The sequence below is a fragment of the Afipia sp. 1NLS2 genome (genome assembly GCF_000178995.1).
Lineage (GTDB): Bacteria > Pseudomonadota > Alphaproteobacteria > Rhizobiales > Xanthobacteraceae > Afipia.
The window spans coordinates 20,685-38,792 of record NZ_ADVZ01000001.1 but is presented as its reverse complement, the minus strand read 5'-3'; the positions used below and the strand labels follow the sequence as shown (position 1 = coordinate 38,792).

Below are 18,108 nucleotides of genomic sequence, written 5' to 3'. Positions count from 1 at the left end.
GCTCGCGGCCATGAGCGCGCCACGCTCTTTTCTGCGCCAGAAAAACCCGCACGGCCATCACCGCGTCACCTATGTCGAACTGTTCTTCGACCTCGTTTTCGTGTTCGCGATCACCCAAATCTCGCACACGCTGCTCGCGGATTTCACCCCGCTGGGCGTCCTGCAGGTTTTGATCCTGTTCTTTGCGGTGTGGTGGGTGTGGATTTACACCTCCTGGATCACCAACTGGCTTGACCCCGAACGCACGCCGACCCGGCTGATGCTGTTCGCAATGATGATCGCGGGCCTGTTGCTCTCGACCTCGATTCCGAAAGCATTCGAGAGCAGGGGACTTGCCTTCGCGCTGGCCTTCGTTGCCATGCAGCTTGGCCGCACGGTGTATTCCGCGTTCGCCGTGCCTGCGTCGGAAACCGCGATGCGGAGGAATCTGTGGCGCATCGCGATCTGGCTCGCCTGCAGCGGCATGTTCTGGATCGCGGGCGGCCTCTTTGAGGGTGCGCTACGTCCCATTTTTTGGTGTATCGCGCTGGCGATCGAATATGCGGGCCCCGCGATGCGTTTTCGCACGCCGGAGCTCGGTGCCTCGTCTTTTCAGGATTGGGATGTCGAAGGTGGCCACATGGCGGAGCGCTGCGCGTCCTTTATCATCATCGCGCTCGGCGAATCCATCGTGGTGACCGGCGCGACTTTCTCCGAGATTTCATGGTCGGGGGTGACGATTGCGGCCTTCATGGTCTGCCTGATCGGCAGTATCGCGATGTGGTGGGTTTATTTCCATCTCGGTGTCGAGGCTGGTGCGAAACAGATCAGCCATTCCGAAGAGAGTGGCCGGTTTGCGCGCATCGCCTACACCTATCTGCATCTGCCGATCGTGCTCGGCATCGTGGTGTCGGCGGTGGGAGACGAAGTGCTGCTGGCGCATCCGCAGGGGCACATGGATGCGAAGAGTTCGCTCAGCATCATTGGCGGGCCTCTGCTGTTTCTTCTCGGTACGCTTTTGTTCAAGCACGTCATTCGCGGCAGCTATCAACTGTCGCATTTGGTCGGAATAACGCTGCTGGTGCTTCTGTTCGCTGTCGCGCCATACCTCACGCCGCTCACGCTGGCGGCGCTAGTCGCCATCGTCCTGATCGTTGTGGGGGTATGGGAAGCGATTTCGCTTGGCGGGGCGGACCGCGCCGAAGCCTAACCCGCGCGCAACGCGTGGACCGAGAACATGTCCCGCGCGTCAGTCCACACTCTGTCCGGTATCCACCCGGCGCGGCGCGCCAGCTTCTGAAAGCGAGTGACGCTGTATTTATAACTCGACTCGGTGTGGATGCTTTCGTCAGCCCCGAACGAAAAAGTGCGTCCCAGCATGCGGACGGCGTGGGCTTTTCGACTGATCAGATGCATCTCGATGCGGTGCAGATGGTGATTGTAGAGTGCATGATGATCGAAAGTCGCCGGATCGAAATTTGCACCTAACTCGCGATTCATTCGCTCCAGCACGTTGAGATTGAATTCCGCAGTTACGCCGGTTGCGTCGTTATAAGCGGCGTGCAGCGTGTCCTCGTCTTTTTCAAGATCGACGCCGATGATCATCGCGGCGCCACGGCCAAGGATCGCCCGCGCGCTGCGCAGGAAGGCTTCGGCGTCTGTCGGATCGAAATTGCCGATGGTCGAGCCGGGGAAAAATCCGACCTTCGGCATATTCTGGATTTCGTGGGGAAGCGGGAAGGCCGTGGTGAAATCAGCAGCTACGGGATAGACCTTGAGTTGCGGATAATCCGAGCGGAGTATCCTGGCTTGCTCCGTGAGGAAATCGCCCGAAATGTCCACCGGGACGTAAGCGCCGAACTCGCAAGTTTCCAGCAGCAATCGCACCTTGGTGGTGGCGCCCGCCCCGAATTCCACAAGCGCCGCGTTTTCGGGAATCGAATCTGCGATATCCGTCCCGTGCTCGCGCAGAATGCGGAGCTCCGTGCGTGTCGGGTAGTATTCCGGCAGCAGAGTGATCCGCTCGAATAAATGCGATCCGATCTCGTCGTAGAAATATTTCGGTGAAATTTTCTTAGGGTATTGGCTCAGCCCGGAAATCGCATCCCGCGCGAACGCCGGATCGACAGAACTGGGTTCACGACGCTCAGTTCGCGCGGATACATGAATATTCATGCGTTACTCCCGTTTGCAGATCTGAATGTGAAGCGCGCTGCGCTCAGGTGGCATAATCCGCAAGCCGCAATCCGGTGAATTGCCAGCGATGATGCGGATAGAAAAAGTTGCGGTAGCTCACGCGTGCATGGCCCTCCGGGGTTGCGACCGAGGAGCCACGCAGCACGTACTGGTTGACCATGAACTTGCCGTTGTATTCGCCAAGGGCGCCTTCGATGGCGCGGTAGCCGGGATAGGGCGCGTAGGACGAGCGTGTCCACTGCCAGACGATGCCATAGGTGTCGTTGAGCTGGCTGGCCCGTGCCGCGACTTCCCATTCCATTTCGGTCGGCAGGTGCTTGCCGCTCCAGCGGGCGAACGCATCCGCCTCATAATAGCTGACGTGGCACACCGGGGCATCGGGATCGACCGGCTTCAATCCGGCGAGTGTCATGATGTGCCACTCGCCCCCGATCTTGCGCCAATGGCCCGGGGCATTCCATTCCTCTCGCTCGACAGTGGCAAAGCCATCCATCAACCACAGCGTGGCGGTGCGGTAGCCGCTGTCATTCATGAAGGCGAGCCATTCCTTGTTAGTGACGAGGCTGCGCGCGATCTTCACCGGACCGACCAGAACCCGGTGCGGCGGCTTTTCGTTGTCGAAATGGAAGCTGTCGCCCTGATGGCCGATCGTGTGAATGCCTTCGTTGAGCATGAACCATGGCTCACCGCCGCGATGGGGGGCGGGAAGCGACCAGTTCTCGTCATAGACGGGTGGAATCGGATTCTGCGCGAAGGCATGGAGGATGTCGGTGTGCATCAACTCCTGATGCTGCTGCTCGTGGTTGAAACCGACCTCCATCAGCGGCGCGATCGCGCGCAGCTTCTCCTCGCTGGCGCTTTCGAGAAAAGCGAGCATCTGCGCATCGACATATTGCCGATAGGCTGAGACGGCCTCGACGCCGGGCCGGGTCAGGTGGCCGCGCTGCGCGCGGGCGTGACGCGGGCCAGCGCTGACGTAGTAGGAGTTGAACAGGAAGGCGTAGTCGGGATGAAAGACCTTGTAGCCCGGCACATGCTGGCCGAGCACAAATTGCTCGAAGAACCATGTGGTGTGGGCGCGATGCCATTTCGCCGGGCTCGCGTCGGGCATCGACTGGATGAGTTGATCCTCGGCGGACAGGTGCGCCGCACGCCGCTCGGTTTCATCGCGAACCGTGCGATAGGCGTTTGAAAGCGTACGGGAGAGGGAGGTTTCGGGAAGTGCCGACGCAACGGACACGCCGGAGGCGGCAGAAGCTCGATTTGTCACGAAAATCTCCGGTTTGGGGAAAGAAACAGTGCTTTGGCAGTTAAGTTCCGGAATGAATTTATCTACGCCCGCGACGGGCGATTGTTATCCGGCGCGGCACACTTCGGCGTGATTTGGGGAAAATGCGCTGTTCTGACCGCAGAAAACCCGCTTTTTTGGTGCGATTTCGTTGGATGGACATGCGATTCTGGCTACATATATAGGCGAGGCGGCAGCCTGCCCGTGATCCTGACATCGGAGGCTGGACCCGCGCCAAGGGATATGACGATGAGCATCGAACAATTTATCGAAAGTGAAGTGAAGTCGAACGATGTCGTGCTGTTCATGAAGGGCACGCCGCAGTTTCCGCAGTGCGGATTTTCAGGACAGGTCGTCCAGATCCTCGATCACGTCGGTGTCCCCTACAAGGGCCTGAACGTTCTCGACTCGACTGATCTGCGCAACGGCATCAAGGAATATTCCAACTGGCCGACCATTCCCCAGCTTTATGTGAAGGGTGAATTCGTTGGCGGCTGCGATATCGTCCGCGAGATGTTCCAGAACGGCGAATTGCAGAAGATGTTTTCCGACAAGGGCGTCTCGGTACGCCAGGCGGCGGGCTAGTTTCTGCTCAACTCATGTTTCGCGCCGGCGATTGGCGCAAAGAAAAAGGCCGCCCGATGAGGCGGCCTTTTGATTTTGCAGTTCGTGCGGAAATTAGCGCGAATAGAATTCGATGATGAGGTGCGGCTCCATCTGAACCGGGAACGGAACTTCCGACAGGTTCGGAACGCGCGTGAACTTCGCGGTCTGCTTGCCGTGATCGACTTCGATGAAGTCCGGCACGTCACGCTCAGCGAGCTGATTGGCTTCCAGCACGGTGGCGAGCTGCTTGGAGGCGTCCTTCACCTCGATGACGTCGCCGACCTTGACCTTGTAGCTCGGGATGTTGACGCGCTTGCCGTTCACCTTGATGTGGCCGTGGTTGATGAACTGGCGCGCGGCGAACATCGTCGGCACGAACTTGGCGCGGTAGACGATGGCGTCGAGGCGGCGCTCGAGCAGGCCGATCAGGTTCTCGCCCGAGTCGCCCTTGAGGCGGGTCGCCTCGACGTAGACGGCGTAGAACTGACGCTCGGAAATGTTGGCGTAATAGCCCTTGAGCTTCTGCTTGGCGCGGAGCTGCGTGCCGAAGTCGGAGAGCTTGCCCTTGCGGCGCTGGCCGTGCTGGCCGGGACCGTATTCGCGCTTGTTGACGGGGCTCTTCGGGCGGCCCCAGATGTTCTGGCCCATACGGCGATCGATTTTATACTTCGCCTCACTGCGCTTAGTCATCGCGTCCTCTTTGCGTTGTTGCGCATGATCTGGTCCGAAAACCGGTATCCACTTTTCGGGATCATGCGCGGTTTGAGTTTTGAGGAAACGCGCCCTCCTGTGTAACCGGGAAATCCCGGATACCGACAGGTCGTCCCCATAAGCATGACAGGGAAAACCACGGGTCGCGAAACACAACGCGGGCCGAAACGGCCCGCGAGCAGGGGTGTTCTTAAGGAAAAAGTGCCGCCAAGTCAAACGTTTGAGGCCTTGGCGGCAGGGAAAATCCGGCCTGAATTTTTACTTCAGGGGAGCCGGGGAAGCGACCGGCTTGCCTTTCTCAACAATGTAAATCCCTAGCAATTTTAAGGGTTTGCCGGGCGCCACCTTGACGTCATGGGGTACATTGGGAGGCACCTGGATGACGATGCCGGGTTTCAACGCCTGATCCGGCTTGCCGTCGACGATGAGTGTGCCTTCTCCCTCCAGCACATAGCTGACGTCGTAACCGGGATGGGTGTGGCGGCCTGCACTCGCGGTTCCCGCGGCAATTTCCGCGATCGCCTCGACCACATGATAGTTGCCTTGCAGATCAACATCCCGCAACGGCGTGCGTTTGATGGCCGAGGCCGCCGGAGCCGGTGCCATAGCTGTCTGTGCATTGGCCGCGCTCATGCCGGCCAGCGCGATCGAAAAACAAAGTATCGTACCCTTCAACATGGACGTTCTCCCTCGTGCTGCCCTCTCCTGGGGCAGATGCATGAAGGCTAGCAGCGCGGTGAAAGGAAGAAAAAGAACTTAGGCGTGATCCAGGGCCTGTGCGCCGAAGAACGGTTGCAGCGCTCTCATCAGTGCAGGCGAGGGAGACTTTCCCGACGTGAATAAAAATTTGGCGGGGGCTGGAATATTTTCGTTCTCCGATTTGTCGAGCAGACTTTCGACGCGCCGCGCGATGGCGGGCGCGGGATCGATCCAGTCCACCGTCCAGGGCGCGATGCGCCGGATCTGCTCCAGCAGCAGCGGATAATGGGTGCAGGCCAGCACGACGGTATCGGTGCGAGGAGAGCCCTCGATGAAGCAGGGTGCGATCTCGGCGAGAATAGCGTCGTCGCTCACGCTCTCGCCGCGCAAGGCGGCTTCCGCCAGCGTGGCGAGGTTTCCCGCGCCGACGAGCGTCACCTCGCAATCGTGCGCGAAATCGGCAATCAGTTTCTTGGTGTACTCGCGCTTCACCGTGCCGCGCGTGCCGAGCACGGAGACCCGCTTCGTCTTCGAGGAGGCGCAGGCGGGCTTGATCGCGGGCACGGTGCCGACGAAGGGAACGGAATAGGCCTTGCGCAGGTGATCCATCACCAGCGTCGAGGCGGTGTTGCAGGCGATGACGACGAGATCGGGGGTGTGGCGCCCGATCAGGTCGCCGATCAGCGGCACGACGCGCGCGATGATCGCGCTTTCCTCATGCCGGCCGTAGGGGAAGAAGGCGTCGTCGGCCACATAGGTATAGGCGGCGTCTGGGCGGGCCGTGGTGATTTCGCGCAGCACCGTCAGGCCGCCGAGGCCGGAATCGAATACAAGGATGGCGGGCGACTTCGACACGAAAAGAATATAGCTGGTCGTTGGTTAGGAATGAGTTGCACAGGCAGATGGCGTCAGTCTGCGCAGGATAACGCTATACTCTTATTTAGAGTAATTCCAAGCCGTTACTCGGCAGCTCGCTTGTTCCTGCCTTTCTTCTATGGCTTCTCCTCGGTTTAACCGGCGGTGGACAAGATGCTGAACACGACACGATCCTGGGGCGCGGTGGCGCGGGTATTCCATTGGGTGCTCGGCGCCGCCATCATCGGCATGATCGCCTATGGCTGGTGGATGAACAATTTTCCGGCGCGGGCGGATCGTTTTTTCTATCGCTCGATCCATGCCGATATCGGTTATCTCGTGCTGCTGTTCACGGCGCTGCGGTTGGTCTGGAAGTTCTTCAATCCGACGCCTGCGTTGCCTGCCGGTGCGCCGGTCTGGGAGCGGGCGTTCGCTCGCCTCAACCAGTGGTCGCTCTATGTGCTGACCTTCGTTGTGGTGATGCTCGGCTGGGCGCATTCAGGCGCGCACAAGCCGGATTATGCGGATTTTTTCGGCCTATTCCGGGTGCCGCAGTTCACGGTCGAGAACCGGCAGAATGCGGGTGACTTCGAGCATTGGCACATCTATGCGGCTTATGTGCTGCTGGCGCTGATCGCACTGCATGTCCTCGGAGCGCTCTACCATCGCTTCATCAAGAAGGACGGTGTGCTGGAGCGGATGGTCGACGGCAGGGTGCAGTAGGCGCCATCAAACCCGGTTGAGCAGTCGTCCGAGTAGCACCAGCCCCTGCGGCCAAAGCCCCAGGCGCGATGCTCCGTTGATGTGGCCAAGTTCCCCGGCATCATGGAAAGCCGAGTGCCAGTCCGAGGCGAGCGCGCGGGCACGCTCCAACGTCACGAACGGATCGTTGCTGCTCGCAACCGTGATGGTCGGCACGGGAAGGGACTTGCGTGGCAGCGGTGCGAAATTCCGAACCGCGTCTGGCGTGTACTCGGGCGACCCCACATCGGAGGGCGCGACGAGGAATGCACCCTTCACGCGCCCCGGCGCGCGCGAGGTGAGCCAGTGCACCGCGAGCGCGACTCCGAGGCTGTGAGCGATCAGGACGGCGGGGCGCTTGCCTTGCGCGACGGCCTGATCGAGTCGCGCCAGCCAGTCGGCCAGTTGCGGAGTGTCCCAGTCGTCCTGCAGCACACGCGAAGCATTCGGGAATGCCATCGACCAATGCGACTGCCAGTGGTCGACCCCGGAATTGGTCAGGCCGGGAAGGATCAGGAAATCGAAGGCCTCGCAGGACGGGATCATGGCGCGCGCCGCGTCAGGCTTTTCCGAACACCCGGCTGAAGATCGTGTCGACGTGCTTAAAGTGATAGGCGAGATCAAATTGCTCTTCGATCTCCTTGTCGGACAAGTACTTTTTAACGTCCTCATCCTTTTTCAGAAGCGACTGGAAGTCGCCTTCGCCGCGCCAGACCGGCATCGCATTGCGCTGCACGAGCTTGTAAGCATCCTCGCGCGAGGCCCCCTTTTGGGTGAGCGCCAGCAGCAGCCGCTGCGAGTGGACGAGGCCGCCGAGGCGGTCGAGGTTCTTCTGCATGTTCTCAGGATAGACCAGCAGCTTCTCGATCACGCCGGCGAGGCGGTTGAGTCCGAAGTCCAGCGTCACGGTGGCGTCGGGGCCCATCATCCGCTCGGCGGAGGAGTGCGAGATGTCGCGTTCATGCCAGAGCACGACGTTCTCCAGCGCAGGCGTAACGTAGGCGCGGACCATGCGCGACAGGCCGGTGAGGTTTTCCGTCAGTACCGGGTTGCGCTTGTGCGGCATCGCGGAGGAGCCCTTCTGCCCCTGGGAGAAGAATTCCTCGGCCTCCAGCACTTCGGTGCGCTGCATGTGGCGGATTTCGATGGCGAGACGTTCCATCGATGCTGCCACGACGCCGAGGGTTGCGAAGAACATGGCGTGGCGGTCGCGTGGAATGACCTGAGTCGAGATCGGCTCCACGGTCAGTCCCATCGCCTTGGCGACGTGGGCCTCCACGCGCGGATCGATTTGAGCGAAGGTGCCGACCGCGCCGGAGATGGCGCAGGTTGCGATTTCCTTCCGCGCGGCGACGAGGCGAGCGCGGTTGCGATCGAATTCCGCATAAGCGTAAGCGAGCTTGAGGCCGAAAGTGACCGGCTCGGCGTGGATGCCGTGCGAGCGGCCAATCACCGGCGTGAGCTTGTGCTCGAACGCCCGCGTCTTGAGCGCCGCAAGCACGCGGTCGATATCGGCGATCAGCAAGTCGGCGGCGCGCGCGAGCTGGACGTTCAGGCAGGTGTCGAGAACGTCCGACGAGGTCATGCCCTGATGCACGAAGCGGGCTTCGGGGCCGACGATTTCCGCCAGATGGGTCAGGAAGGCGATGACGTCGTGCTTGGTCTCGCGCTCGATCTCGTCGATGCGATCCACATTGAAGGTTACGCCCTTGGCCTTTTCCCAGACCTTCTTCGCTGCCTCCTTCGGGATCGTGCCGATCTCGGCCAGCGCGTCGGCGGCATGGGCCTCGATCTCGAACCAGATCTGGAAGCGCGTCTGCGGGTCCCAGATGGAGGTCATTTCGGGGCGGGAATAGCGTGAAATCATCGAAACGTCCTATCGTCTTCAGTTGTCGCGCCTGCATCGCGCCGGATTGTCCCGGCTTCGATCAGATCGCTTCGCCCCGCGCAGTGGCAGCGGCTGTGCGGATCGCAGAAATGTTGGCCTTGTAATGGTCGAACGTGCCGCCCTTGAAAACCGAGGAGCCTGCGACGAACGCATTCGCGCCAGCAGCGGCGATCTGCGCGGCGTTGCCTGCCGTGACACCACCGTCCACCTCGATGTCGATCGGGCGTCCGGCGCACATCGCGCGAATGGTGGTGATCTTCTCCAGCACGGCGGGAATGAAGGACTGGCCCCCGAAGCCCGGATTGACTGACATCACCAGCACGATGTCGACGAGGTCGAGCACATATTCGATGGCATTTGCGGGCGTCGCCGGGTTGAGCGCGACGCCGGCCTTTTTGCCGAGTGCGCGGATCGCCTGCAGCGAGCGGTGCAGATGGGGGCCTGCTTCGGCGTGAACTGTGATGTGGTCGCAACCCGCCTTGGCGAAGGCCTCGAGATAGGGGTCGCAGGGCGCGATCATCAGATGCGCGTCGAAGATCTTGTTGCTGTGAGGGCGCATCGCCTTGATGACGTCCGGCCCGTAGGAAATGTTCGGCACGAAATGGCCGTCCATCACGTCCATGTGCAGCCAGTCGGCCCCGGCGGTATCGACGGCGCGGACTTCCTCACCCAGCCGGGCATAGTCGGAGGCGAGGACCGATGGTGCGATAATCAGCGGACGGTGTGCGGACGGCTGGGACATGGCACGAGGGCTTGCTTCGGAGGATGTGGCGGATGGCGTTTCGCTATCATGCCTCAGGCCTCGGCGCAAAACGGGAATGGCCTTTAAGGGCCGGTCTGCACGGCATTTTCTGCCCCTTGCGGCAGCTTTTGCCGGACTAAGGCGTGCCGTTTCACCCAAAAATATCGATTTTTCGGGCATTTTGGTCCGGCACGACAATTGCTGGAACTCCTGCAGGGCCGCGCATGCGCGGCGGAGGGAGTATGGCCATGTATCTGGCTTTGGCGGGTGCCGCGTCCACAGCGCTCGATCTGTTGTCGTCGCTGACGTCGTCGAAATCGTCGGCGTCGAAGCCGACGACCGGGGTCACCCAGAATTCGAATCCTTTCAGTCTGACGTCCAGCACGCCCGGTTCGACGGCGTCCTCGACCGCCGCGAATTGGGGGCAGAGCGGGGCGTTGTCGCCGGATACCTGGAGCGCGCTGCTGGCGGCACAATCTCCATCGGCGAGCACCACGTCCGCGTCGTCGTCCGACGCGATGAAGGACCTGTTCTCGCAGCTCGACGTCAATGGCGATGGTTCGATCTCCAAATCGGAATTCGAGCAGCAGCTCGGCGCAGGCGGTACCAATGTCGCGGCGGCCGATAACGTGTTCTCCAAACTTGATACGGACGGAGATGGCTCCGTCAGCATCAATGAGCTGACAAGCGCGCTGCAGACCAGAAAGAGCGGCGGCAGCCATCACGCTCACGGTGGACATGGTGGCGGTGGGGGCGGCGGCCTTGCCGATGCCCTGTCGCAATCGATCGACGGCGCCACGACCGCCACGACAACCAATTCAGATGGATCGGTGACAACGACACTGACCTATGCCGATGGCTCGAAGGTCACCTCGACCAGCGCGGCATCGAGCGCCGGCTCATCCAGCGCGGCATCGTCCTACAATCTGATCGAGAAACTGATCCAGTCGCAGTCTCAGGCGGTCTCCAATGCGGCGAGTTCGTCTGTCAAAGTCTAGCGCGTAGAATACGCGTCTAGCTCACCACCCCGTACGCACACACACGCGGTACCAGTGCGCCCGATGCTTACGTAGCAATACGTGACATCGGGCGATTTTCATGTCTCGCTAACGATGGCCACTGCGTAATCGCCATGAGGTTGGCGTGGCGGGGCAGCATGTTGCGGAATGCGTTGCTGTGCGGAAGTCTGATTGTGGCGGCAATCCATCCTGCGTCGGCGGAGGATGACTTCGCAGCCTCTTTGCGGCTGCGCGGTGGGTTCGATTCCAATCCTCAATTTTCCAACGGTAGTGGTATCGGTGGTTCTGCCTTCATCGGCACCGATGCCTCCATGGCGGCGGCCCATAAGGATGGCGATACGAGTCTTGGGATTGCGGCGGAGGCGAGCCAGACCCAATACGCCAATCCGCAGGCGACGTCTGGCTTAAGCGGCAAGGTCATCATGCGCGGCATGCTCGGGAGCGACGATCTGAACGTCAGTTCGGTCACGACGATTGCCGACGTCAGTACCTATAATCTGCGCTCGTCGGACCTTATCCAATCTATCAAAGGCGAAGCGAAAGTCGGCTCATTCAAGCTGTTCGCAACGGGTGAGGGCGCGCGCTCCAGCCTGAACCAGACCAACGCCATCTTTCAGGACTTCCTGCCCGAAGCGCAGCAATATCTGCGCGGGACACTCATTCCTGGCATGGCTTATGTTCGCGGCAAGTTCGAGGTGGGGGCTTCAATCAATCTGTCGATGCGCCGCTACGCGCAGGAGTTTGATGTGTTCGGTTATCGACGCGATAACGAACGGATCCAGCCGTTCGTATTCGCTAAATATGCCGACAAGGATTTCAGCGTTACCGGATCGTTGTCGCAGTTACGCGGCACCTGGCACGATCCCGATTTTAGCAATGTGAAGACGTTGCTTTATGAAAGCAATCTGCATTGGCGTCGCGATGCGTGGACGCTGGATCTGACGGCATGGAAGCGGGCCAATGAGACGACGTTCCCGATTTCGCCGATCACTATCGATGCAGCCTATACCGGCAAATTATCGTGGACGGTGACGCCTCAACTGACGCTGAGTGCGGCTGCCGGATATGCGACGACGCGCTATCTCGATTCGCCGTTCGATGCGCAGACCGCGACGGTGGCGTTCGGCGGTTCCTACGATCTGGGCAATGATTATGCGCTGGGGGTCGACCTGACCTATGCGCGCGGCATTCTGATTTCCGGGGACAAAGCCGATGCGTTGATCCTGTCATCGTCGATCACCAAGAAATTCTCGCCATTTGTTAGCGCGGCGGCAGATGACGGCAAGGGGAGCGTTGCTCGCAAAATATAGGTGCGGATGGGAAGCTCCCATCCGCGTTATCGTAGGCTCACGCTCAGTAACCGCAGCCGCAACCGCCGCCATGGCCGCCGCCGAGGATGCCGCCGCGGCCAAGCACGGCGCCGAGCACGCCACCCTTGCCGGTGGTCACCGCCGTGTTGACGACGAGGGTGCTGCGCCCGTTGAGCAGACCAAGCACGCCGCTTTTGCCGGTCAGCACGTTCGCGCCGATGCCGATACCGCCACCTTTCGCAAAGCTCGGGGTTACGGCGAGAGCCGTTGCGGCGATGGCGAGGATCAGGATTTTCTTCATGACGTTTGCTCCACTGTTGATGTGCGCAATGTGCACACGCAACTCACCGTGGAGAGGCGAGAGAGCTGCGCCAACTGAAACAGGAAGCTAACCTTAAACTCTACGGAAAGAAGCGTATGCCGTTCAGATTTGACGTCAGAACGCTACCGCCTGCCGTGCAGGGATCTGGAACCTGTTTTGTTAACTCGCCTGACGATGGGGAGTGAGGATTTCGCGACAGCCATAATGGTCGCGGATTTCACGGTTGAAAAATCCACCGCGTGACTCAGCGTGACTGAATGCAGAGAATTTCTCCGGCGGGACATCGAAATAAACGTACTGGCGGCCGGATACGAATGTGACCCACAATTCGCGATCGATCGGATCGTACATGATGCGGCGGATAGCGGTCGAAGACATTGGCGCTCTCCTCTCGGAGAGATAACGCGCCGAGTGTTGCGAAGTTCAAACGGAAAGTTCAAAAAAGAGGCCCGGCGGGAGGGTCGGAGATCTCGCCGGGCCATGATCCTTCCAGGGACGCAGTTACATTCTTGGAAGGATCTTGTCGCCGTGGCCCATCGAGGGATCGGCCTTGTTGCTAAACATGATCACCGCAATAGAGCCGGAGAGCGCGGCACGCATCGAGTGGTTCACGAGTGCATAAGCGCCTTCCTTCGGTGAGATGATGTCGAAGGTCGCGGCATCGCCGGGAGCAACGGTGTAGTTTTGCATCCCGACCAGCACGTTCTTTGGATTGCCGGACGGATAGACGCGATCCCAGATGCCCGCGATCGGGTGGAAGCCGGAGAATTCGTTCGGGCCAGCGTTGATCAGGTAGATGCGCACGCGCTCGCCGGGCTTGGCCTCGAGCGTTTGCGTGGCATTGACGTCATGGACCGGATCATACTGGAAGGGAACGGCGTTGAACGCGTCGTGCTGCCAGTTGTTGGCCATCATGCCCTTGACGTCTTCCGGATTATCGAAGGTCTGGTGCTCGACCAGGACGTATTCCCGATCTGCCTTCGGCATCTCGTTCGAATCTTTCGGGTCGATAATGATCGCGCCGATCATGCCGCGCGCGATGTGCTGGATCATCGGGTCGGCGCCGCAATGGTAGAAGAATGCGCCGGGATGGTCAGCGGTGAAGGTGAAGCTCTTGGTCTCGCCGGGCTTGATCGGAGCGAAGGCCGTCAACACGTCGGCGCGTGCTGCGTGAAAGTCGATCGAATGCGAGTTCTTGTTGCCCGGATCGTTGGTCAGCGTGAACTCGATGGTGTCGCCTTCGGTGGCGCGGACCACGGGGCCGGGAATCTGGCCGTCATAGGTCCAGCCAATCGCCTTGTGGCCCTCGTTGTCGATCGGCACCATGGTCTCCTTGGCCGTGAGATGGACCTTGACGGTCTTGGCCTCGGCGTCACTGGCAATGGCGCTCGCACAGGCTGCCATCGCCACCACGCCGCCTGCCATCAGCGTGGCCCGTAAAGTTCTGTTCATCGTATGCTCCTTTATGAAACTGATTTCGTTGTGTCGTTGCGCGCGGGATCACTTGCCGCAATGGCAAACCGTTCTGAGGTACTTCACCATTTCGGTGATCTGCTTATCCGAGAGGACCGCGCCCCAACTCGGCATCAACACGGACTTGTTGACCGCGAGGCCGCCTTCCTTGATCGCCTTGAACAGTTCGTCGTCAGGCGTATCGCCCATGCCTTTACTGTCGGTGTGGTCGCGCGGCCGAACCGAGAGGCCGGGAAGATTGACGCCAGTGCCGTTGCGCTTGAGACCGTGGCACTGTGCGCAATAGACGTTGTAGACCTGATCAATCGGCGGATCGGCGCGACTGATTTCCGGTGTGAGAAGCAGGGCGGCGCCCGCAAGCGCAGGAATAAGCGCGAGGCTTTTCCATGTCCGTGTAGCGGGAGCCGGATGGTTCGCGAAGGTGCTCATTTTTTGTCTCCCCGGCCTTGTACCGACAGGTATGCGGTGATCCGCTGGATGTCCTGATCCTTCAGGCTGAGAGTCGGCATCCAGATGTGCGGATCGAAGCGCTGCGGATCGATGGTGTAGGCGGCGATGAAGTCCGGCTGCAGCCGCGCGCCGGCATCGGTGAGTTCAGGCCCCGAGAAGCCGCCTTGCCCGTTCTCGCCCTGATGGCAGGTCACGCAGCCACGCAACTTGGTGAAGGCAAGTGCGCCCATGCGCGCACCGGCGGTATCACCCTTGAAGGTGCCTGCGGGTACGAGGTCGGGCGCTTTCAGCGCCATCAGCGCAGCAGCGGCACTTTCCGCTGCGGCCTTCGTGAGCTTGGGATGCGGAGTGATTTTGGATGGATCCGGCACATCGTGGTCAGGCCCTTCCTTGATCGTCTTGAAATAAGGATAGCCCGCCGGACGGATCGGCTTCGGATCCTGCAGCCAGGCCACTAGCCAGTCGGCATTGAATTTGTTGCCGGCGTACCAGAGGTCGGGTCCCTTGCGGGACATCAGCCGCTCGAGCGACGTATCGGTCGGCTTGGTGAGGGCGTGGCAGGAGGCGCAACTGGCGTCGAGCTTGTCGGCGGCATGAGCCCCGCTGAGCAGAGCCACGGTCAGCACCGCGGTTGCCCAAGGCAGTTTGTATTTCATCTTGATTTTCCTCGTTCGGCACTATGGTGCCGGTACTCCCTTGAACACGGAGCTCTCGTACATGCCGAGTGGCTTCTTCAGCGATTCCTCGTAGTAGAAGTCGGGCACGAATTGCTTGTTCTTCCAGGTGTAGAAGGACTGTTCCTTCACCGGGATCTCTTCGTATTCGATGGTGGTCATGATGCCGCCCATCGGCGACTTGCCGTTTACGGTGTGACGATCGATGTGATCGTGAACCATCCAGATGCCTGGATTGTCGGCGCGCAGAATCAGGTCGTAGCGTTCGCCGGGGCCGAACAGGATGGTGTCGGCAAGATAGGGGTTGGCGAGTGGCCGTCCGTCCTTGGCGTAGACTTCGAAGTCATGCCCGTGGATGTGAATGGAGTGCATTTCGTCGCCGGCGCCGATCAGGCGAATCCGGATGACGTCGCCTTTCTTGATGCGCAGTGGCTGGGTATCGGGAAATGCCTTGCCGTTGACGGTGAAGAAGTCTGGCTCGTCGCCGGGAATGCCGCCCTGGCCGGGCTTGTTCGCCCACTGGGAGACCCAGCTTGAGAACATCATGATGTAGTCTTTGGTGACTTCCTTCTCGATCGCGGGCGGATCTTTCGGATCGACGATCAGAGGTCCCCACATGCCGCGCATCGCGACATGTTCATTCACGTTGACGTGGCAGTGGTACCACATCGTGCCGGAAGGTTCGGCCTTGAAGCGATAGGTGAAAGTTTCGCCGGGCGCGATCGCGGGTTGTGTCGTATCCGGAACGCCGTCGTTCTTCCAGCTCCCGCGCTGAAACATGCCGTGCCAATGGATCGTATGCGGCAGCGTGGTCTGGTTCTCGACGTCGATGACGAGATCGTCGCCTTCTTTGACGTGAATCAACGGTCCCGGTGTTTGGCCGTTGAACGAGAATGTGTGGAAGGTCTGCTTATCCACCAGTGTGAGGACGGTGTCCTCGATCGTCATCGAGAAATGGCGGGTTTCTGCGATGGCGGGAGAGACGAACATCGTCAGTCCCGAGGCGATAACGGCAGAGAGGAAGGTAGCGATAGGCAAGCGTCGTCCGTAGGCAGTCATGGCGAGCCTTTAAGATATATTTATAATAGATGTTTTGTGGCGAGAGCGACAGGAAACGTCCGGCAGGGAGAGGAGGGTTGCCGGACGCTCCCTGTCAGGCCCCCGAAGATGTGGAAGGATGTTTCATGATCGATCCCCAAATCGAATTTGATGAGAGGCACCCTGTCACTGTTATTGTTTCAAAGCAATATTTAAAATACATCTTTTAACATTCCTCCCGATAAAATATTTCGGGCCACGATGTTTTTCGTTTCACATTCCTGCAACGCACAACGCTTCGAGAGCGAGTCGACTGACGCCAACCTGTTCGGCGGCTTCAGGCATGATTTGCCACAGCCGCGCGTACCATAATGGATCGTTTCCGACGGTACGCATCAGTCCGACGAACTTGACGAGTGCAGGTTTGGGTTTGCCATTCTGCAGCATCCAGTGCGCCATATAGAAACGGGCCACGAGATCGTTCGGGTTTGCCTGCAGGACGTCTTCAAACTCGATTCGTGCCCGTTCGCTGATTTTCCCATTATCGGAGAGTGCGAGAGCTTCGCCGAGGGCTGCGCGCAAAGACGTATTGGCCTGATCGTCGGCAACCGCCTGTTCGAGAGCCGGGACGGCGAGCGAAGGCAAGCCGCTTTCAAGCAGAGCGCCGCCAAGAATGGTCCATTTTTGAGGTGGTTTGGACGTCAGGAGCTTGGGTAGATCAGGCAGGCTTCCAATCGGGTCGGGTGCAATGGTCGCGGCACTGTTGAGTGGCGTGGTGATGCGGTGGGTTGTGAGCGGCGGCAGTCTCGTCAATGCGATAGCGGCGATAGCTCCGATGCCGATGCCTGCCACAGAGGCAGCGATATAAAGCTGCCGTCCGGCGCAAATGCTACGCAAGGTGAAAGCCATGTTCGACTCCGCAAAAAGGATTGTCTCTTACGGCTTCCGATTTAAGATGTAAATGAAATATATGTTTTAGAACAAATATTGCGAAGTGTTGTATCGATGATTCAAATATCAAGCGTGACGATCTCGCCATGCGGGAAGCGCGTCCGCAAAGGGCAGGGCGCGACCTTCGTAAACGCCACGGGCAATGGCGCGCGCAACTACGTTGGCTGCCTCCATCCCCAGCTGCGTCAGACCGTAAAGTGGATCAACCGGTTTGTCGCCGAGCGAGACGGCGAACACAATGTCGCCGTCGAGCGGAGCATGGGCCGGATAGGTCGCGCGCGCAAAGCCGGTCTGCGCGAGGATCGCAAGCCGGCGGGCCTGCGGTTTGGTCAGGGCCGCATCGGTTGCGACGACGACAAGCGTGGTGTTTTCGCCAGCGTTGGCACGATCGGCACCCTTCAGGCGAGCCGCAAGCATGTCAGGCGTGAAGATCTGCGGCAGACCGCGGCCGCCGAATTCGCCGTTCTGCTCGAAGGGCGCGGACCAGAACCAGGGGCCGTCGCCGACAGTGACAGTGCCGACCGCATTGACCACGGCCAGTGCTGCGACGCCGATGCCGCCGAGCGTAGTCGCCGACGCGGAGCCGAGGCCGCCTTTGAAATTCGCGGTAGTCGCGCCATATCCCGCACCCGCATTGCCCAGCGTGAAGGTGCCGTCCGTGGCGCTCATTGCCGCCTCGAAGCCGAGATCGCGGTACGGAGAGAAGCGGCCCCATTTCTTGTTGCCGCCATTCAAAAGGTCGAACACCACCGCACCCGGCACGATCGGCACGCGCGCGTCGCCGATGGCGAAGCCGCGCCCTTGTTCGGCAAGGCAGGCCTGTACGCCGCCGCCGGTCTCCAACCCGAAAGCCGAACCGCCAGACAGCGCCAGCCCATCGATCCGCTCCACCGTGTTGGCGAGATCGAGCAGCGCGCTGTCCCGCGTGCCGGGTCCGCCGCCGCGAATGTCGATTGCCGCGACCGCAGGCGTGTCGAACAGGATCGCGGTTGCGCCAGACGCCAGAATCTCGTTATGCGCGTGGCCGACTTTAATGCCTTCGATATCTGTGAGCAGATTTTTCATGGTGTCTCCCGGTACCAGATGAGCGCGTCCATCGCATGTGGTCAATCCGCCCGTGTTACGGGCGCGGAGACGATCACACGTAAAAGTGAGGCCTTGCGCTT

At 60.2% G+C, this 18,108-nt stretch carries 21 protein-coding genes; 5 read left to right on the top strand and 16 right to left on the bottom strand.

What is annotated here, in order from left to right; genetic code table 11:
* The first annotated feature begins 10 nt into the window (after nt 1–10).
* Nucleotides 11–1,189 (top strand): low temperature requirement protein A, encoded by a 1,179-nt coding sequence (locus AFIDRAFT_RS00215; RefSeq protein ID WP_009336899.1) that lies wholly within the window; start codon nt 11–13, stop codon nt 1,187–1,189.
* On the opposite strand, the gene egtD is transcribed toward AFIDRAFT_RS00215, so the two are convergent.
* Nucleotides 1,186–2,154 carry an L-histidine N(alpha)-methyltransferase gene (gene egtD / locus AFIDRAFT_RS00210; RefSeq protein ID WP_009336898.1) on the bottom strand — a complete coding sequence of 323 codons (969 nt, stop codon included), beginning with the start codon at nt 2,152–2,154 and terminating at the stop codon, nt 1,186–1,188. The two genes, AFIDRAFT_RS00215 and egtD, sit on opposite strands and share 4 nt — an antisense overlap.
* A 43-nt stretch (nt 2,155–2,197) precedes the next feature.
* The gene (egtB, locus tag AFIDRAFT_RS00205) at nt 2,198–3,445 is read right to left on the bottom strand and encodes an ergothioneine biosynthesis protein EgtB (RefSeq protein WP_009336895.1); all 1,248 of its coding nucleotides are present in this window, start codon (nt 3,443–3,445) and stop codon (nt 2,198–2,200) included.
* A gap of 267 nt (nt 3,446–3,712) precedes the next feature.
* Here egtB and grxD point away from each other — a divergent pair, with 267 nt between their 5' ends.
* Nucleotides 3,713–4,048: a Grx4 family monothiol glutaredoxin gene (gene grxD / locus AFIDRAFT_RS00200; protein WP_082157021.1), complete on the top strand. Its 336-nt coding sequence runs from the start codon at nt 3,713–3,715 to the stop codon at nt 4,046–4,048.
* 93 nt (nt 4,049–4,141) lie between these two features.
* Here the strand turns inward: grxD and rpsD are convergent, their stop codons facing one another.
* From rpsD to murI, 3 genes are all read right to left on the bottom strand, one after another.
* Nucleotides 4,142–4,759 (bottom strand): 30S ribosomal protein S4, encoded by a 618-nt coding sequence (gene rpsD, locus AFIDRAFT_RS00195; RefSeq protein WP_009336893.1) that lies wholly within the window; start codon nt 4,757–4,759, stop codon nt 4,142–4,144.
* A gap of 279 nt (nt 4,760–5,038) precedes the next feature.
* Entirely contained in the window at nt 5,039–5,458 is a 420-nt protein-coding gene (locus AFIDRAFT_RS00190) for a cupin domain-containing protein (protein ID WP_009336892.1), read from the bottom strand.
* Between the two features lie 78 nt (nt 5,459–5,536).
* On the bottom strand, nt 5,537–6,334 hold the full coding sequence (gene murI, locus AFIDRAFT_RS00185; protein WP_009336891.1) for a glutamate racemase: 798 nt from the start codon (nt 6,332–6,334) through the stop codon (nt 5,537–5,539).
* 174 nt (nt 6,335–6,508) lie between these two features.
* Here murI and AFIDRAFT_RS00180 point away from each other — a divergent pair, with 174 nt between their 5' ends.
* Entirely contained in the window at nt 6,509–7,057 is a 549-nt protein-coding gene (locus AFIDRAFT_RS00180) for a cytochrome b (RefSeq protein WP_009336890.1), read from the top strand.
* Nucleotides 7,058–7,063: 6 nt separating this feature from the next.
* On the opposite strand, the gene AFIDRAFT_RS00175 is transcribed toward AFIDRAFT_RS00180, so the two are convergent.
* The 3 genes from AFIDRAFT_RS00175 to rpe all read right to left on the bottom strand — a co-directional run bounded on the left by AFIDRAFT_RS00175 (nt 7,064) and on the right by rpe (nt 9,705).
* The gene (locus AFIDRAFT_RS00175) at nt 7,064–7,621 is read right to left on the bottom strand and encodes an RBBP9/YdeN family alpha/beta hydrolase (RefSeq protein ID WP_009336889.1); all 558 of its coding nucleotides are present in this window, start codon (nt 7,619–7,621) and stop codon (nt 7,064–7,066) included.
* 13 nt (nt 7,622–7,634) lie between these two features.
* The gene (purB, locus tag AFIDRAFT_RS00170; RefSeq protein WP_009336888.1) at nt 7,635–8,942 is read right to left on the bottom strand and encodes an adenylosuccinate lyase; all 1,308 of its coding nucleotides are present in this window, start codon (nt 8,940–8,942) and stop codon (nt 7,635–7,637) included.
* A gap of 61 nt (nt 8,943–9,003) precedes the next feature.
* The gene (gene rpe, locus AFIDRAFT_RS00165; RefSeq protein WP_009336887.1) at nt 9,004–9,705 is read right to left on the bottom strand and encodes a ribulose-phosphate 3-epimerase; all 702 of its coding nucleotides are present in this window, start codon (nt 9,703–9,705) and stop codon (nt 9,004–9,006) included.
* Nucleotides 9,706–9,953: 248 nt separating this feature from the next.
* Between rpe and AFIDRAFT_RS00160 the strand changes: the two genes are divergently transcribed.
* The gene (locus AFIDRAFT_RS00160) at nt 9,954–10,703 is read left to right on the top strand and encodes an EF-hand domain-containing protein (protein ID WP_009336886.1); all 750 of its coding nucleotides are present in this window, start codon (nt 9,954–9,956) and stop codon (nt 10,701–10,703) included.
* Between the two features lie 158 nt (nt 10,704–10,861).
* Nucleotides 10,862–12,034, top strand: coding sequence for an outer membrane beta-barrel protein (locus tag AFIDRAFT_RS00155; protein WP_009336885.1), 1,173 nt, complete (start codon nt 10,862–10,864; stop codon nt 12,032–12,034).
* Nucleotides 12,035–12,077: 43 nt separating this feature from the next.
* Here the strand turns inward: AFIDRAFT_RS00155 and AFIDRAFT_RS00150 are convergent, their stop codons facing one another.
* From AFIDRAFT_RS00150 to AFIDRAFT_RS00115, 8 genes are all read right to left on the bottom strand, one after another.
* Entirely contained in the window at nt 12,078–12,335 is a 258-nt protein-coding gene (locus AFIDRAFT_RS00150) for a hypothetical protein (RefSeq protein WP_009336884.1), read from the bottom strand.
* Nucleotides 12,336–12,515: 180 nt separating this feature from the next.
* A complete protein-coding gene (locus AFIDRAFT_RS00145) occupies nt 12,516–12,734 on the bottom strand; it encodes a KTSC domain-containing protein (RefSeq protein WP_009336883.1) in 219 nt (72 codons plus the stop codon).
* A gap of 123 nt (nt 12,735–12,857) precedes the next feature.
* Nucleotides 12,858–13,781, bottom strand: coding sequence for a multicopper oxidase domain-containing protein (locus AFIDRAFT_RS00140; protein ID WP_433994108.1), 924 nt, complete (start codon nt 13,779–13,781; stop codon nt 12,858–12,860).
* Nucleotides 13,782–13,856: 75 nt separating this feature from the next.
* On the bottom strand, nt 13,857–14,258 hold the full coding sequence (locus tag AFIDRAFT_RS00135) for a c-type cytochrome (RefSeq protein ID WP_009336881.1): 402 nt from the start codon (nt 14,256–14,258) through the stop codon (nt 13,857–13,859).
* Entirely contained in the window at nt 14,255–14,935 is a 681-nt protein-coding gene (locus tag AFIDRAFT_RS00130; protein WP_009336880.1) for a c-type cytochrome, read from the bottom strand. Before AFIDRAFT_RS00130 ends, AFIDRAFT_RS00135 begins: the two co-directional genes overlap by 4 nt.
* 21 nt (nt 14,936–14,956) lie before the next feature.
* The gene (locus tag AFIDRAFT_RS00125) at nt 14,957–16,012 is read right to left on the bottom strand and encodes a multicopper oxidase domain-containing protein (protein WP_009336879.1); all 1,056 of its coding nucleotides are present in this window, start codon (nt 16,010–16,012) and stop codon (nt 14,957–14,959) included.
* Between the two features lie 252 nt (nt 16,013–16,264).
* A complete protein-coding gene (locus AFIDRAFT_RS00120; RefSeq protein WP_009336878.1) occupies nt 16,265–16,900 on the bottom strand; it encodes a tetratricopeptide repeat protein in 636 nt (211 codons plus the stop codon).
* Nucleotides 16,901–17,008: 108 nt separating this feature from the next.
* On the bottom strand, nt 17,009–18,007 hold the full coding sequence (locus tag AFIDRAFT_RS00115) for a P1 family peptidase (protein WP_009336877.1): 999 nt from the start codon (nt 18,005–18,007) through the stop codon (nt 17,009–17,011).
* Nucleotides 18,008–18,108: the final 101 nt, after the last annotated feature.